This window comes from Gardnerella swidsinskii (assembly GCF_023277705.1).
Taxonomy (GTDB): Bacteria; Actinomycetota; Actinomycetes; order Actinomycetales; family Bifidobacteriaceae; genus Bifidobacterium; species Bifidobacterium swidsinskii.
This window is the reverse complement of record NZ_CP083176.1, coordinates 676,849-693,085: the sequence shown is the minus strand read 5'-3', so window position 1 is coordinate 693,085 and position 16,237 is coordinate 676,849. Positions and strand designations below refer to the sequence as shown.

General features: G+C 43.8%; 12 protein-coding genes. All 12 read left to right on the top strand.

Annotated elements, in window-relative coordinates; translation table 11 throughout:
* The first annotated feature begins 217 nt into the window (after positions 1-217).
* The 12 genes from K9E37_RS02640 to thrB all read left to right on the top strand — a co-directional run bounded on the left by K9E37_RS02640 (position 218) and on the right by thrB (position 16,229).
* Positions 218-2,536 carry a choice-of-anchor M domain-containing protein gene (locus tag K9E37_RS02640; RefSeq protein WP_248893542.1) on the top strand — a complete coding sequence of 773 codons (2,319 nt, stop codon included), beginning with the start codon at positions 218-220 and terminating at the stop codon, positions 2,534-2,536.
* A 34-nt stretch (positions 2,537-2,570) separates the two neighbouring features.
* Complete coding sequence (locus K9E37_RS02635; RefSeq protein WP_004109103.1) at positions 2,571-3,770, top strand: choice-of-anchor M domain-containing protein; 1,200 nt, start codon at positions 2,571-2,573, stop codon at positions 3,768-3,770.
* 13 nt (positions 3,771-3,783) lie between these two features.
* Positions 3,784-5,949: a choice-of-anchor M domain-containing protein gene (locus K9E37_RS02630; protein WP_248893589.1), complete on the top strand. Its 2,166-nt coding sequence runs from the start codon at positions 3,784-3,786 to the stop codon at positions 5,947-5,949.
* A gap of 51 nt (positions 5,950-6,000) precedes the next feature.
* Positions 6,001-7,716 (top strand): anchored repeat ABC transporter, substrate-binding protein, encoded by a 1,716-nt coding sequence (locus K9E37_RS02625; RefSeq protein WP_248893540.1) that lies wholly within the window; start codon positions 6,001-6,003, stop codon positions 7,714-7,716.
* Between the two features lie 20 nt (positions 7,717-7,736).
* On the top strand, positions 7,737-8,525 hold the full coding sequence (locus K9E37_RS02620; RefSeq protein ID WP_004109106.1) for an anchored repeat-type ABC transporter ATP-binding subunit: 789 nt from the start codon (positions 7,737-7,739) through the stop codon (positions 8,523-8,525).
* The gene (locus K9E37_RS02615; protein ID WP_064340515.1) at positions 8,525-9,388 is read left to right on the top strand and encodes an anchored repeat-type ABC transporter permease subunit; all 864 of its coding nucleotides are present in this window, start codon (positions 8,525-8,527) and stop codon (positions 9,386-9,388) included. Before K9E37_RS02620 ends, K9E37_RS02615 begins: the two co-directional genes overlap by 1 nt.
* Before the next feature lie 20 nt (positions 9,389-9,408).
* On the top strand, positions 9,409-10,293 hold the full coding sequence (locus K9E37_RS02610; RefSeq protein WP_064340516.1) for a lysophospholipid acyltransferase family protein: 885 nt from the start codon (positions 9,409-9,411) through the stop codon (positions 10,291-10,293).
* 141 nt (positions 10,294-10,434) lie between these two features.
* Positions 10,435-11,430, top strand: coding sequence for an NAD(P)H-dependent glycerol-3-phosphate dehydrogenase (locus K9E37_RS02605; RefSeq protein ID WP_248893538.1), 996 nt, complete (start codon positions 10,435-10,437; stop codon positions 11,428-11,430).
* Between the two features lie 71 nt (positions 11,431-11,501).
* Complete coding sequence (locus K9E37_RS02600) at positions 11,502-12,644, top strand: D-alanine--D-alanine ligase family protein (RefSeq protein ID WP_116440651.1); 1,143 nt, start codon at positions 11,502-11,504, stop codon at positions 12,642-12,644.
* Between the two features lie 51 nt (positions 12,645-12,695).
* Positions 12,696-13,697, top strand: a complete 1,002-nt coding sequence (locus K9E37_RS02595; protein WP_248893536.1) for a CPBP family intramembrane glutamic endopeptidase — start codon at positions 12,696-12,698, stop codon at positions 13,695-13,697.
* Between the two features lie 65 nt (positions 13,698-13,762).
* The gene (locus K9E37_RS02590) at positions 13,763-15,148 is read left to right on the top strand and encodes a homoserine dehydrogenase (RefSeq protein WP_248893534.1); all 1,386 of its coding nucleotides are present in this window, start codon (positions 13,763-13,765) and stop codon (positions 15,146-15,148) included.
* A gap of 4 nt (positions 15,149-15,152) precedes the next feature.
* Positions 15,153-16,229: a homoserine kinase gene (gene thrB / locus K9E37_RS02585; protein ID WP_248893532.1), complete on the top strand. Its 1,077-nt coding sequence runs from the start codon at positions 15,153-15,155 to the stop codon at positions 16,227-16,229.
* Positions 16,230-16,237: the final 8 nt, after the last annotated feature.

The window sequence follows — 16,237 nt, the reverse complement described above, 5'->3', positions numbered from 1 at the left end:
ATATAAATAATTATTAAATAATCAATCATTAAATAATCGACGCTGGTTGCTCTAAACTGCCAGCGTTTTTGTTTAATCGGAGTGTCGACTTGACTATTAATGAGAATCATTATTATTATTGATAGACGTTGTAAAGATATCTTCAATAGTCATTCGTGAAAGAAGAGCGCGAATAGGCGAAATAGAGAAGATGAAGTGTAGAGAGCGAAACAGTAATATGACTCAGGTCATTAAGAATATGGTAAAACGCGCGTTCGCGATGTGCGGCGTTGTGGTGCTTGCGTTTGCGGTGCTTGCATCAGGATTTAGTGCAGCTTTACCGGCAGTTGCATTAGAAAATAGTAATCCTGGCGAAAAATACAATCCTACAAAAAAGGAAGTGCTAAGTCATGGCCATACAGACGTGTTTTACCCAATTCAATACAATGGTAAATTCATTATGGCCGTCGAAAAAGACGCTGCTACTTTCTTAAAGCCTGAAAACACTACTTTGCGCGTAGCTAAAAGCACGTACACTACAAAATCGCAACTTCCTGCTCTCGCTACTGAATACTACTATCTCGATAGTTCCGGAAATCAAAAAGGAAACCCTCTTTTCCCGGGTTGGGACACAGGTTATGCTGCATCTTTAGTTGGCGCATCTCACGCAGATGATGCAACAGCAGATATTGCAATTCAGCAAGTTACTGGACCAATGAACGGGCGCATTCTGCTTTGGACTACCGATGGCATTGGAAAAAATTCGAAGAAATTATCATTTGAAGAGAATGATTTAGACGACGAACCTGATACTGATGGCAGTCGATTTATGTTACCTGGCGTAATTCACCAACATACGGCTGGCCACGTGCATGCAAACTGGGGATTTACTCAACCTGGCATTTACAAACTAAAAGTGGCAGCAACTATTACAAATAAAAACACTAAAAAGCAGATCACAACCGAACCTGCAGAATACACTTTTGAAGTAGAAGATACATATTCGGGCGAAGTACCTGCTTCTGGCATTACAGAAACGCTTGATTTGCACCGTCGCGGTGATTTTATTAATCCTGACGATGATGAAGAAGCGCACGAAGCTTCCAAAGATCATAAAGACACAGATGAAGACGATGGCGGAGATATGCGCATCGGCAATATTCGTGATTCCGGACCTCATCCACATTATCATTCATACGAAGGTTATGGCGGTTTAGACTTAAAAGTAGTTAACAAACCAAAGGGTGCTCGTATTGAGTGGAGATATGTGCGTGCTGACGAAGGTCCTGACGCGTATGGAACCACTCTTTTTGCTGAGAGATTGCAGCTTCCAGCTGAGCCTGCAATGAACAAGATGAAAGTGTATGCTCACGCAACTGAAGGTGAAACGCAAGTTGGCAAAGATACTGCGTCTGCAACCATCGCCGTTGAAGATCACGGTGCTGACGGACATCCTGTAGTAAAAGCAATTGCTCCTTATAAGCGTTTCAAACCAGGGGATACTTTACACGCGAAAACAGTATTGCTTAACCCTCATGTTGCAACCGACGGTGTTACCGGTACGCCAATTGACGATCCGACAAGTCCAGTAACTTCCATTGTTAAAGATTATGTTTGGTTGATAAAAAAGGAAGGAGAAAGCGAATTTAAGCGCATTCCTGGTGCCGTGAACAGCAAGTTGGAGCTAAAACTTGATGCGTCAATGCAAGGTGCAACGATTCGTCCTTCCTTAGTTTTAAAGAACGGTGAACTTTACCGTAATAAAATGTTTGATGAGTTTTGCGATTATGTTATTGAGATGAAAGGTGTTCCTCACTCTCATAACCATGATGGCGATGATGATCAAAGTGGTTCTGATTCTGAAGATGATGAGAACCCTCACGGGAAAAAGCACCATGAGAAGCATCGTAATAAGCGCAAAAATAAGACTAAGCATTTTGTTGGTGGAAAGAACTTTTTGAAAGGTGTATTCGGCGGCACTGCAAATTCGGGACTATTTGGATCTAGTTCTAATGGTGGATTCCAATTCGAATCTAATTTCTTTAAGAAATCCAACAGAAAATTCAAGCGCACAAAGAAGAATCGCAATAAGACTAACCGCACTAATCGTAAGAATAATTCTAAAAATAATACGCAAAGTGGTGCTAGTTCTGGTTCTAGTTCTTTTACAAGAACAGAAAATTCAAGCGGAACATCGTTACATAATTCATCGCGACGAACTTCTGGCGGAACTCATACTAAGAACAAGAGCTCTAAGAAAAGTGGACAGACTATTCGTAATTTCGTAAGAACAGATAATAATTCTGGCAATAAGTCTAAAAATAGTTCTGTCAATAACTCTGATTTTGTTAAGAATACTGAACGTCATGCTTTGCAAGGTGCAAGGCAATACAACGAAGAATCTGATGAAGCGTATGAAGATGATTCAGATGATACAAAAGGTGATGGTTCCTCGACTAAGTGGGTTGCGGTTGCAGCTTCAGGTGCGAGCGTCGGCTTATGCACAATAACTGGCGCATGCGGAGCATTGATACGTTCTAAATTGAAATTGTTGTAAATGGTATTCGTATTATTACTAGAAAGTTTAAATAATGAATTACAAACAAAATGAAACATTGCAAGTAAAACGAAAGCATGTATATTCTACTGCGTTGCTTGCGCTCATATTTTCTTTAGTAACTTTGGTTGCATCTTTATGCGCACCAAATCCAATGCAGGAAACTGCTTATGCTAATGAAGGCAATCAGCCAGTTATGATTCAAGCAGGTCATGCTGATTTTGGACCAACGCTAATCGACGGCAAATGGAAATTGAAGATTCGTGATGATACTGGTGACGAACCAGTGTGGCGAGACCCAGAAAATGTGGTATTTAAATTAGGTGGCAATTCAATAATTCCTATGCCTGATGATGCTGCCTACAGTTTTATTGGCGAAAAGCCTGGAACCAAGCTTTACGTAATTCCACAAACTCAAAATCCTGATGTGCCGTGGCTTGGTTGGAATACGCAGGAAGGTGGCGTGCTTAACGAGCTCGATCGCGGTGCAAACCTTTCTCTTGAAGGAGTAAGCGGCCCGGGTAAACTGCATGTTTACTTAGAAAATGGCAACAACAATCCACAGCAACTTTGGGATAGTACTAAAGGATATCCGCAAAACAGCTGGATTGAAGCCAACGCTCATACTCACGTGAATTGGGTGTTTTCTAAGCCTGGAATTTATCATGTGAAGCTTACTTTTTCAGGAAAGCTTAAAAATGGACGCGCAGTAAGCGATACGCGTGTTCTTAATTTTGCAGTTGGAGATAATACCGATCCTAATGCTGCTTTAGGTGCGGGTGCTGCTGGAGCAAGTGGCAACGAGGGCGACGAAGAGGGTCAAGATGAAGAAGATAACGATGAATCCGAAAAAGATGAAGCTAATCATCATCACGAACTCCTTCACAACAAGCATAAGCATTCTCACAAAGTATCTGAAAAAAGTGACGATACAGCTTTAGTTCTTCAAATTGTAGGTATTTTTGTGGCTATTATTGCCGTAATTATTGTGATTTTTGTACTAATAGCTGTAGTTAAAAGCAAGAAAGCACGAAATCTTGCGCTTGCTAAGCAAGTTTCTGCACAAGCTAATCAACAGTATGCAAATAATGCAAATTCTGTGAATAATGCAAATGGTGACAATACCTTGCCAAATCTAGTGCGTGATCAAGAAACGACAGTAATGTCACCAATTAATAATTCTCAATATTCTCAATCAGACAATGTGCAATCTGATGGCACTCAGTGGAAATAATGGTGTGACGAAAATGGTTCGTAATAGTATAAAGAAATTATCTCGCGCTTTGTTGGTGGGCGTGTGCTTGTGTGGCATGATGATGGGAACTCCCACGGCTTTTGCTGACAATGGCAGTGAAGCAACTGTTGTAAGCGGAAAGAAATCTTCTAAAGATTTTACTGCCATAAAAAAAGCCAATTTTGCAGCGTGTACTGCTGCTAGATTAGATAAAACTGCTTCACAACCTGCGGCTGATAGTAAAGCTACAATGTGCCACGCGTATAAAGGTCATACTGACGTTTTTGCAACTTTCTTTGATGCTACAAGCAAGCGCATGGTATTAGGTACCTTGGGCGATGCGTTTGAAAGTGAAGATCATAATGGCACTCGGTATGATACGAATCGACTTATTTTTGAAGTCGGCTCTAAAAATATCATGCAGTTTTCCAAAGATGAGAACGATCCGATAATAAAAGAAATCTACGCAACAACTCGCGAAGGTGTAGTCTGGTTCTTTGATCAATCTGGAGCTGGAAATACTGGTGCATTATGGCCTGGTTTAGATACTAGACCGTTATATAAGGGAGCTGGTTCTACAACAAAAGTTAATCCAACAGTTAAATTGTCGCTAACTGGTATCGAAGCACCCCACAACGGCGAAGTTTTTATGTACACTCGCAGCGGTGACGATTATGAGAAAATGCTTGGTTCTGTTGACGGATGGCCGAAAGATGTTGACATCACTGAGACTGGTGGCAAGCATTCGCACATGTATTGGTCTTTTAACCGTCCTGGTGTGTACAAGTTAAAAATGAAGGCTACTACTACCGTTGGTGACGAGGAGCAAAGTTCTGAGCAAGTCTATACATTCCACGTCACTAATCATGATGTAACAGCTGGGGATTTTGCTGATTATGATGGCGTATCTTTTGACGGTGATGACGGTGATGAAGATGGTGAAGATGACGAAGAAGATTCAGATGATAATGATGATTCTCAAGGTGAGGATCACAGCATTAATGTGCAACAAAGTAACGGATCTTTCTTCATTAACGGTAACAACAACACTGTGTATGTGACTCCATGGTCTGGAGCAAAAATGCAACAACAAGGACTTTTTGGGAGTAATAACGGTGGTCTTATTCATGGGGAACATAACGCGAAAAGCGGAAAGCAAGATTCTCAAAGTCAGCAATCTGCTGCGACAAAGTTCAAAGACATCAAGGGTGACAAACTCGTTATAGACCACGGTCATGTTGATATTGCTGTATATACTGGCGATTCAAATAAAGTTGATATGGCTGTGCAAGAAGATGTGACAGGAAGTCACGTATTTAGAGACACAGATACAGTTGTGTTCGCAGTTGGTGATGCTGGCAAAACTAACGGCGTGTATCGTATACCTCAAACTCAAATTGATGGTGTGCCATGGATGGGTTGGAATAATCAGTCTATGAATCCGCATAAGCCAACTCAATTGAGCCTAACAGGAGTTGAAGGTCCTGGAAACGTACGCGTTTGGATGTTCGGCGGCTTGGGCGGTGGAGATCAAGAGATTTTCTCCACTCAAGGAGCAACAGATTATACGATACCTGCGAATACGCATGCTCATGCGAATTGGGATTTCGACGAACCGGGATATTACACATTGCAATTCCAAGCTTCTGACGGAAATTCTACAGTAACTCGCAATATTCATTTTGCTGTTGGTGTTGATCCACAAGAAACGCCAATGGGGTATGCTGACGGCGGGCCAAGCAAGGGGAAAAAAGATACACAAGGCAAAAAAGTTGGTCCTCCTGCACCTTATAGTCCAGCAGAACCTAATAAGTTGCTTCGTCCTAGCGGCAATAATGGTAGTGGCGGAAATCCTTTTGTTGGTGGTCGTGGTTTAGGATTGAACAATTCACACTCTGGAAAACAATTGCCAAGAAAAGCTAAAAAGCATAAAGGTCTTGTTTCAAAAATTAGTAACAAGAGGCTCGCTAAAAGTTTGTACCGACAGAAATTGAACGATAATGACGATGTTGCGAAGTCTGAAGCAAAAGGTGTAACAGGATTATTTAAGCGAAATCCTTTACTTGCTTATTCGCTTCTTGCTGGTGGAATTATTGCTGTGCTTGGCGTTTTGGGTGCAGGGATTTGGTATCTCTACAATCGCGGACTTATTAACTTCAACTGGCTGTTGCGCTATTAGTAGTAGGAGTGTGTGAGGGTGATTCATAGGCCCAGAAGAGTAAAGCAAACTTTGTTTTCTTCGATTGGTGCAATTGCAGTCGTCGCGCTTATTTTGCCGCTTTCTGCTTGTGGTAGTGTTAACGGGAATCGTGCAGGACATCGCGATGGTCGCATTAATGTAGTTACAACTACAGGCGTTTTGCGTGATATGGTGGCGAATGTAGCAGGGGATGCTGCAAATGTGAGTTCAATCGTACCTGATAATGCAGATCCGCACTCTTACGAGCCACGATTGCGTTCAATTCGAGACGTTGTGTATGCGGATGTGGCTTTTAGTAATTACATGATGCTTGAGGAGCATGGTGTTATTACTGCTTTAGACGCAAATTTGCGAAAAGGCGTGCCAAATGTGCAACTTGCTGAAGAAAGCGTGAAACATGCGGCGGATATTATTCCAATGGTCGAAGATGTGTCGTTGGACACTATTTGGCTTGGTCTTGCTACAGAACGCCAAACTTCGCAGACGGTTGAGGAAGCTAAAGATGCTAAAGAGCAACAAAAATCTCAAGAGAAACCTGATAAGTCGCAGTCTTCTCAGGTTTCTCAATCTTCGCAATCAAACGCGCCTTCCACTGTAACGAAAGAAGGACGCGCTACTGTAATAAAGCCAAAAGCATACAACATGAAGCGTTCGGACAGGATCCGCTTAACTGCAACTAAAGTAACTGGTCCTGGTTCGCTTTTCGCTTACCTTACTGGCACTTTTGGAAGTGTAGAAACTTACGTTAATTCAGCAAACGGAATTAACGATGAAGATCATGTAGATTTGCCTGCGGACGCGCACACGCATTTAAGTTGGGCTTTTAGTAAGCCAGGAGAATACACTCTCGACTTTCATGCAGATATGCTCAATGCTCAAAACGAAAGAGTTGCAAGTTTAGGAAACGCAACTATGCGTTTTGCTGTCGGCATTAACGCGCAGAAATTAGCGAAAAAGCGTGGAGCTAGCGTAGTTTTGAATCAAGGCCATGCAGATTTGGCTTACGATTTAGCTAAACGCGGATTTTTGTACAGAGTTGACACTTTGCAAAAAAAGCGGTCGGTTGCGCCAAAGCGCGTGTATTATGAGCCGCGAGATGTAGTAGTAGAAGTGCCGACTAATGCTTTAAAAGAAATTCCAGCTGAACAAGGCTATAGATTCCTTGGATTTGCGCGGCAGAAAATCTATCAACTTCCACAAGCTGTTCTTGGAAAACATGTTCACGGAGATATTGATCCGCATTTATGGCAGTCAGTGAAAAACGGAATTGCTTATGTGCGCACAATAGCTGACCGCTTGTGCGAAGTCGATCCTAAAAATGCTCGCAAATATCGCGCAAATGCGGATCGATATATTAATAAACTTCTCGACGTAGACGCTTATATGCGTAAAAAAGTTGCGTCAATTCCAAAAGAGCGTCGCAACTTGGTTACAACGCATGACGCTTTTGCATACTTAGGTAAAGCTTATGGCGTAAATATTGCGGGATTTGTAACAATCAATCCTTCAAGCGAACCGAGCGTGCAAGATAGGCGTAGGCTTTCGCAAATTTTACACGACTTGGAAATCCCTGCAGTGTTTTTAGAGCCAAATTTAATTTCGCGCTCGTCTGTGCTTAAAGAGCTTGCATCTGAAGCGCATGTGAAAGTTTGTCCAATTTATGGTGACGCTTTCGACGCGAATGTGCGAACTTACGCGGATATGATGCGAGCTAACGCGGATTCTTTAGCGAAATGTTTGAAGTGAAAGTGTTAAAGGTAATAAATATGGAAGAAAATGCAGTAATTTGCGCACAAAATTTGAATATTTCGTACGGGAATCGCGCTGTTGTAAAAGACGTTTCTTTTACCATTAATAGTGGCGAATTCGTGGGATTACTTGGTGCAAACGGTGCCGGTAAAACAACGCTATTTCGTGCAATTATGGGTTTGATTCCGCATACTGGAAAACTCGAAGTGCGTGCTCCTCATATGGAAGGTGCAAAACTTAATTCTCGCGTATCTTACGTTGGATACGTGCCTCAACGTCACGATATTGCGTGGGATTTCCCACTTTCTGTTTTAGATGTAGTGATGATGGGTAGGATTCGTCATATTGGTTACGTTCGTCGCGCTAAAAAAGAAGATTACGAGATTGCATTAAACTCGCTTGAACGCACAGGAATGGCTGATTTCCAAGATCGCACGATTGGTGAACTTTCTGGAGGTCAGCGGCAACGCGTTCTTGTTGCGCGAGCATTGGCTGGAGAGCCGCGTTTACTTTTGCTAGACGAACCGTTTACTGGACTTGATATGCCTACTCAGGAGCTGCTTACCGATTTGTTCTTAAAATTGTCTGCTTCTGGTGAAGCAATTCTCATGAGCTCACACGATATTATTGGCTCAATTAACTCATGCTCGAGAATAATGCTATTTGATGGCACTATTGTGGGTGACGACGATCCGCAAAATTTGCAAACAGAACAGTGGGTACGAACCTTCCACGTAGCTCCGCAAAATCCGCTTATTAAAGCAGTTGAGCGCGTAATTGGTAAGGAAAGTGTGGTGAAAGAGTAATGTTATCTCCAATAGAATTTATACAAGATTTAACAAATCCAGACCTTTGGTTTTTGCTAAAAGCACTTATTGTAGCGTGCCTTTCTAGCGTAATTTGCGGTGTAGTTGGATGCTACGTAGTACTTAGAGGAATGGCGTTTATCGGAGATGCTGTAGCTCACTCAGTATTCCCAGGACTTGCTATAGCCTTCGTATTGCAAGGAAATCTGCTATTTGGAGGAGCACTCGCAGGAGTTGCAACCGCGCTAATCGTATCTATTTTTAGCCAAAACCGTAGGCTTCGCGAAGACTCATTTATTGGCGTATTTTTCGTATCTGCTTTCGCTCTTGGAATTGTGATTATTTCTAAAGCATCTGGCTACGCTGGATCCTTGGAATCCTTCTTGTTTGGCTCGATTACAGGTATTCCTGATTCAGATATTGCTGTTGTTGCTATTACTGGTTTGATTATTTTGGCTATATTATGCATGTTCCACAAAGAGCTTGTGTGCGTATCGATGGATCGAGAAACTTCGCGCGCAATGGGATTGCCGGTTGCATGGCTAGATGGAATGTTGTACGTGTTAGTGGCTATCGCTGTAGTTGTTTCCGTGCAAATTATTGGAAACGTGCTTGTGCTTGCTCTGCTTGTGACTCCTGCTGCAACTGCGCGACTGCTTACTGATCGGCTATCTAGGATGATGGTTTTAGCTCCTGTTATTGGTTGCGTTTCTTCGATTGTTGGAATGTATATTTCGTGGAGCTTTGATACGGCAACGGGCGGAACAATTGTGCTCGTAGCAACCGCTCTCTTTGTGCTCGCTTGGGCGTGCTCTCCTAAACATGGGTTGATTGCAAAAGTAGGTCGTAGCGTAGGTTTATAGCATGCTGCACAATAGAAAGCATGGTATCAAAAGGAAAACCTTCGCCAAGAAGTGCAGTAAAACCACTCAGTGATGAGCAAGTAAAGCTTTTAGCAAGTAAACACAATTTAGTTGACCCAACGTATTACTATCCGACAGGAAAACGCAAGCCAAATCAGGTAGAAATTGACGCGCAAAATCCTAAAGCCGCCGAAAGACTGCTCGAAGGAACGTCGCGCGTATTGCGTTCGCGCTGCAAAGTAAAGGCGTGGGGATTGGAAAACGTGCCAGAAGAAGGCGTGTTTATTACAGCTTGCACACACGTGACGATGTTTGATGTTTTCATACCTATGACTGCACTATTCCACCAAGGTCGTCGTCCGCGCTACATGGCAAAAGCGGAACTCGCTCACTGGCCAATCTTAGGCAAATGGTTCCAGCTTGTAGGCATGCAGCCGGTTCCTCGCAGAAGCGGAAAAGCGCGAGAAATAGAAGAAGAATCTATTAAAATCCTCACCAATGGCAGACCTTTAAGTGTATGGCCTGAAGGAACAGTTACGCGCGATCCTAAAAAATGGCCTATGAGCATGAAGCCCGGAATTGGTATAATTGCTCTCGAAGCATCGCGCAGACTCGGACATCAGATTCCGCTATTTTGCGCGGTTACATGGGGCGCGGCAAGCATTAACCACTGGTGGCCATGGCCAAAGAAAAATGTTGTAATGTGCTACGATACTCAACTTGATTATGCTGACTTGCTAAAGGGGAGTGAAAATTGGGGAGAGCTACCTCCTCTTGAATCTGCTGAAGAGTTGGCTCGTCGCGTGCGTGTGCGTATGACGCAGATTATGGAAGAAATTCGTGGAGAAAAATCTCCTGCAGGATACTTTGATTACAGGCAGATGAAACGCGTTACGGAAGAATAAAAAATATACAGAAGAATAAAATAAAGTATCTTTTAAAAATCCCGTAAAGCGGCATGTGTAGAATTATGTAATAGTGTGATTACAAATAAATAGCTATACAGTAGCTTATAAAACTCACAACCGAAAGGCAGGACGTAAAACATGAACATTACGGTGTTGGGTGCTGGTGCTTGGGGAACTGCGTTTGGACAAGTACTTGCGGATGCAGGAAATCAAGTGACAATGTGGGCAATAGAGCCAGAAATTGTTGAAGGAATTCGCGATCATCATCATAATGGCGTGCGTCTGCCTAGCGTAGAAAAACTTCCAGAAAACATGACTGCAACTGGGGACCGAGCAGAGGCTGTTGCAAATGCGGATATTGTAGTCGTGGCGATTGCGGCACAGTTTGCTCGCGTTGCGTTGGAAGGTTTTGTGGGTTTGATTCCACAAAATGCGATCGTTGTTTCGCTGATGAAAGGCATTGAGCGCACAACCGGCAAACGTATGGATGAAGTTGTGTGCGAAGCTTTGAACTTACCGCGTAACCGTTTTGCTGCACTTTCCGGACCAAACTTGAGCAAGGAAGTTGCATCTCGCCACCCGGCTGCAGCAGTAGTTGCTTGCGCAGAAAAATCTCAGGCAGAAGTAGTTGCAAAAGCATGCTCAAACAGCTACTTTAAAGCATTTGTGTCAACAGACGTAATCGGCGTAGAAATGTGTGGCTCGCTTAAAAACGTGGTTGCGCTCGCAGTTGGTATGGCTCGAGGTGCAGGATATGGCGAAAACACGGCGGCTATGATTGAAACGCGCGGTTTGGCAGAATTGACGGCATTGGGCGTAGCAGAAGGCGCGGATTCGCGCACTTTTTCAGGTCTTGCTGGCTTTGGTGATTTAGTTGCAACTTGTGGATCTCCTCTAAGCCGCAACTATACTTTCGGTGCAAATCTTGGAAAAGGCATGAGCGTTGAAGAAGCAACTGCCGTGAGCAATGGTGTTGCAGAAGGCGTGCCAACCACAAGCGCAGTAGTTGCAATGGGCAAGCGTTTGGGTGTTGCAACTCCGCTTGCAAGTGCAATGGCTCGCGTGCTTGAAGAAGGAATTTCCTGCCAAGAAATGCTCGCAATGCTTTTCGACGACGACGTTTGCGAAGAGTAAGTAGCGTTTGCGAAAATAATCAAAACTAGTCCAAAATAATTAGAATAATTCAAAATATATAAAGGAAAAAAATGACGAAAAAGCGTGTAGTGTTCTTGTATGGCGGTAAGGCAGACGAACATTCGATTTCTTGCATATCTGCTGCTGGAGTGCTCAGTGCTGTAGACGAAAATCGTTTTGACATTGTGCGGATCGCAATCACAAAACAAGGCGAATGGATTGTTGGCGGCGAAGATCCGCGAAACTTCCGTATGGAAGAAGGAGAGCTTCCGGTAATAACAAAAACTGCTGGAACGCGCGATGTTGTGCTAGACCCTGCCAAAGGCGCAGACGGATTTTTAGCCCGCGAAAATGACGGTACACTTACAAGTTTGGGTCATATTGACGCTGTTTTCCCAGTTCTTCACGGTCCGAACGGTGAAGATGGCACTTTGCAAGGCTTGCTAGAAATGATGCAAGTTCCATACGTTGGTTGTGGAGTATTGGCTTCGGCTGCGTGCATGGATAAATACTATGCAAAGCAACTGTTTAAAGCTGCCGGAATTAATGTTGCTCCTGGAATTGCACTTGATGCGCGCAAGTTTGCAAGCGACGCGGAAAATCGCTTTGATGCATACGCAGAAGAAATTCTTACTCAAGTTGAAGCAGCAAAACTCGAGTATCCGCTTTTTGTAAAGCCAAGCCGCGCAGGTTCCAGTTTTGGAGTTACAAAAGTTGAATCGCGCGATGCTAAAGCCTTAGCAGAAGCTATTTTTGAGGCTTCAGAGCACGATTGGCGAGTGTTGGTAGAGCAGGGAATTGATGCACGAGAAATTGAGTGCGCGGTTCTTGCAGCTCGCGACGGCGAAGAACCGAAAGCAAGCTGGCCTGGAGAAGTTGTGCTAGACAAGCGCGAGGCTGGTGAAGACCAGTTCTACGATTTTGACAGCAAATACATGGATTCCGCAGCTTCGCACGTTGAAGTTCCAGCAAACTTGCCAGCGGAAACTTTAGAGCGCGTTCGCAAAACGGCGCTTGCAGCGTTCAAAGCGGCAGATGGGCGGGGACTAAGTCGCGTAGATTCTTTTGTAACTAAAGATGGTCGCGTAATTCTTAACGAAATCAACACGATGCCTGGATTTACGCCAATCTCCATGTATCCAAAAGCTTGGGAAGCAACTGGAATAAGCTACAACGATTTAATCACAAAGCTTATTGAAGGCGTTTTGAAATAATTTAATCAACTGTAAAGCAGAAACAAAAAGCAGCAATAAAAAGGAATAAGTATGCAAGATTTGCAAAATTCATGGCGCGACGACACTTATTTGTTAGCGCGCAAACGTCAAGGAACTATTGGCATGTCTTTATGCGTATTCCTCGTAGTTTGGATTGCTGTTGCCTATGTTCTTGGAGTTCTTTCTTCACAGTTTGTGCCTAAGAGCATGCTAAGCGACTCTCTTAACACATTACTTGTGTCGGATATTTCGCAGTGTTTAGTCGCTTTACCAATCGCAATGCTTATTATGCGCACTGTTCCTGTGGCAAAAACCCGACAATTCTCTATGAAATTTAGCCAATTTGGCGGATTCTTTGCTGTGTGCATACCGATTATGTACATTGGTAATATAGTTGGCGTTTTCCTAGCAACAGTTCTTAGCGGTGGCAAAGCAGAAAATCGCGTATCAGACACTATTGCAGCGGGAAATATGTGGGAAACCTTCATATTCGTGGTAATTCTTGCGCCAATTGTGGAAGAATGGCTTTTTAGAAAACAGCTGCTTTCTCGTTTGCGCGCGTACGGAGAAAAGCGAGCTATTGTATTTTCTGCACTTGCTTTCGCGCTTTTCCATATGAACATTTTCCAATTCTTCTACGCATTTGGACTTGGACTTGTTTTTGGCTACATTTATATTCGTACGTCCAAGTTGAGCTACAGCATATTTCTTCATATGATTGTGAATTTCCAAGGAAGCATAGTTGCAATGTGGTTGGAAAAGCAGCTGGTTGATGCAAGCGGAAATATGATTGACGTAGAAAAGATGTCTCGTCAGGAATTAACTAGACTGCCAACCGGTTTTATTCTAGCTGGAATTTATGGGATGTTTATGATTGCCATGCTTATAGTAGGCGTGGTTTTGCTAGTTCGCCGCCGCAAGTATCTTGTATTCTTCAATGCTCCGCAAGAACTTCCGAATAAAGCTGGCAACAAAGCATTGTACGGAACTGTTGGAGTAATAGCATTTTTGATTATTTCAATACTTCTTAATTTGCTAATGTTATTTGTGTAAAAGCGAGTAAAAAATAATCGCATAAAAATAAAATATAAAATAAATCAACGAAGGAGGCGAAAGTTATGCAAAGCAATCAGTCGACTAAAACTATTCGCGTAGGCCTACTTGGGGCTGGAACTGTTGGGTCTCAAACAGCGCGACTAATAGTTGAACAGTTCAATGAGCTTAAGAAGCGAACTGGCGCTGAAATTGAGCTTGCAGCAGTTGCATGCTTACGCCCGGAAGAAGTTGATGCGCCTTGGATTAAGCGTGATTTGCTAACTACAGACACTGCCTCTTTGTGCGCTCGCGAAGACATTGATATTATAGTCGAGCTTATTGGCGGACTTGAGCCGGCTCATACTTTTGTAAAAAGTGCGCTATGCCACGGAAAATCTGTTGTTACTGCAAATAAAGCGTTGCTTGCGAAGTTTGGTCCGGAATTATACGAGTGTGCAGAAAGTCACGGAGTTGACTTGTACTTTGAGGCGGCTGCAGCAGGAGCGATTCCTATTGTTCGACCGCTTCGAGAGTCGCTTATTGGTGACAAAATTACGCAAATTTTCGGAATTGTAAACGGAACTACCAACTATATTCTTGACGAAATGACTGTGCGCGGACTTGATTTTGATTTGGCTTTGCACGCAGCTCAAGAAAAGGGTTATGCTGAGGCAGATCCGACCGGAGATGTTGAAGGTTTCGATGCTGCAAATAAAGCTGCGATTCTTGCAACTCTTGCATTCCAAATGCCAGTAAGTATTGACGACGTATCCGTTGAAGGAATTAGCGCGATTACTGCTGAAGATATTGCTGCAGCGAGCGCGGAAAAGCGTGTAATTAAGCTACTTGCAGCAGTCGAAAGGCATTGCGACGGTAAGTCAAAATCGAATGGCGGAGTAAGCGTTAATGTGTATCCGGCGCTTGTTAGTGCGGAGCACCCTTTGGCGTCGGTTCACGGCAGTTTTAATGCTGTGTTTGTGAAGGCGCAGGCTGCAGACGATTTGATGTTCTACGGACGCGGTGCCGGCGGCGCTCCAACTGCAAGTGCTGTTGTTGGAGATGTTGTTAGTGCTGCTCGAAATCTTGTGCGTGGATGCGCAGGTTTTGGCGTGCCAATGTACAACAAGTATGTGCCGGCTTCTAGCGAGCAGACTAGAGCGGATTTTGTGATTCGTTGCAATATGGAAGATACTTCTTTGGCTTTGTGCAGCGAAGTTATGGATGTTTTTGTAGATCATGGCGTTGCGGCTGAACGTTTGGCTTCGGCGTGCCAAGCTAAGTATGCGCAAGCTGAAGCTGATTCGGATTGCCCACAGTGCGGTCTTGGTGGACCTGGCAGTGTGCGCGTGCTTGTGCGCGAATGTTCGGAAGCTGCAGTTCAAGCTATTTGTGAGGATTTGCAGAAGTTGGATGTTGTGTGTGGAAAGCCGCTAGTTTTGCGCGTTATACAGCAGAGAAGCTGCGGGTGATCGTATGAAGCCAGTGTGTAACAGTGTTTCCGTGCGCGTGCCAGCGACTAGCGCAAATCTTGGTTCTGGTTTTGATACAGCCGGTATTGCGCTTGATTATGCGGATTCTTTAGTTTTTACTCTGGATGATAATCATTCTAAAAATTCGCTTGATTCGCTCGATTATGCTGGAAACGTGCGCGTAATTATTCACGGCGAAGGCGAGGATACGCTTCCAAAAGATGAAACGCATCTAGTTGTAGCGACTTTTCGCAAAGCTTGTAAAATATTTGGTCTGCCAAACTTGCGATTTACGTTAGAAGCGCATAATCGGATTCCGCAAGCGCGCGGTATGGGCTCTTCTGCAGAAGCGATTGTTGCTGCAGTTGCTGCTGCTTGGGCTTTTGTGCACGAAGGTGATCTTAACCGCGAAGCAATTTTCGAAATCGCGGCCGCAATTGAAGGTCATCCAGACAATGTTGCTCCTGCAGTTTTTGGCGGTTTGACGATGAGCTGGAAGCTTGATGCTGGGGAAGGCAAAGGCTCTGTGCGCGTGGCTGGAGATTGCGAAGCTCCGCTTTCTACCGGTTTTCATACTGTACGATACAAAGTTTCGCAAGATATTTCCGTGTCTGTATTCGTTCCTGATTTCGAGCTTTCTACAGAGCTTGCTAGGCGCGCGCTTCCAGCAAAAGTGCCGTATGGTGACGCAATATTTAACGTGTCGCGAACTGCAATGCTACCGGTTGCTTTTGGTGAGTTAAATAGCGATTCTGAAAATAAATTAGGCACAGTAAAATCTGATATTTCGCGAAATGCGTTACTTTTTGCAGCAACTCAAGATGCTCTTCATCAACCGTATCGTGCAAGTCTTATGAAAGATTCGTGGAAGCTAGTGGAAACGTTGCGCGAGCATGGTTTTGCTGCAGCGATTTCGGGAGCAGGATCGTGCGTTGCTGTATTTTATGCAGGAGACGCTGAGTGCAACAAGAGTGCAGCTCAAAAAATCGACTCAATTGCTGAGCCGTGGCTTTCGCGTGCTGGCTGGCGTGTTTTGCATGTGCAGGTTGATTCTATTGGCGTTGCAATAACTCGCGAATAACCTATGTG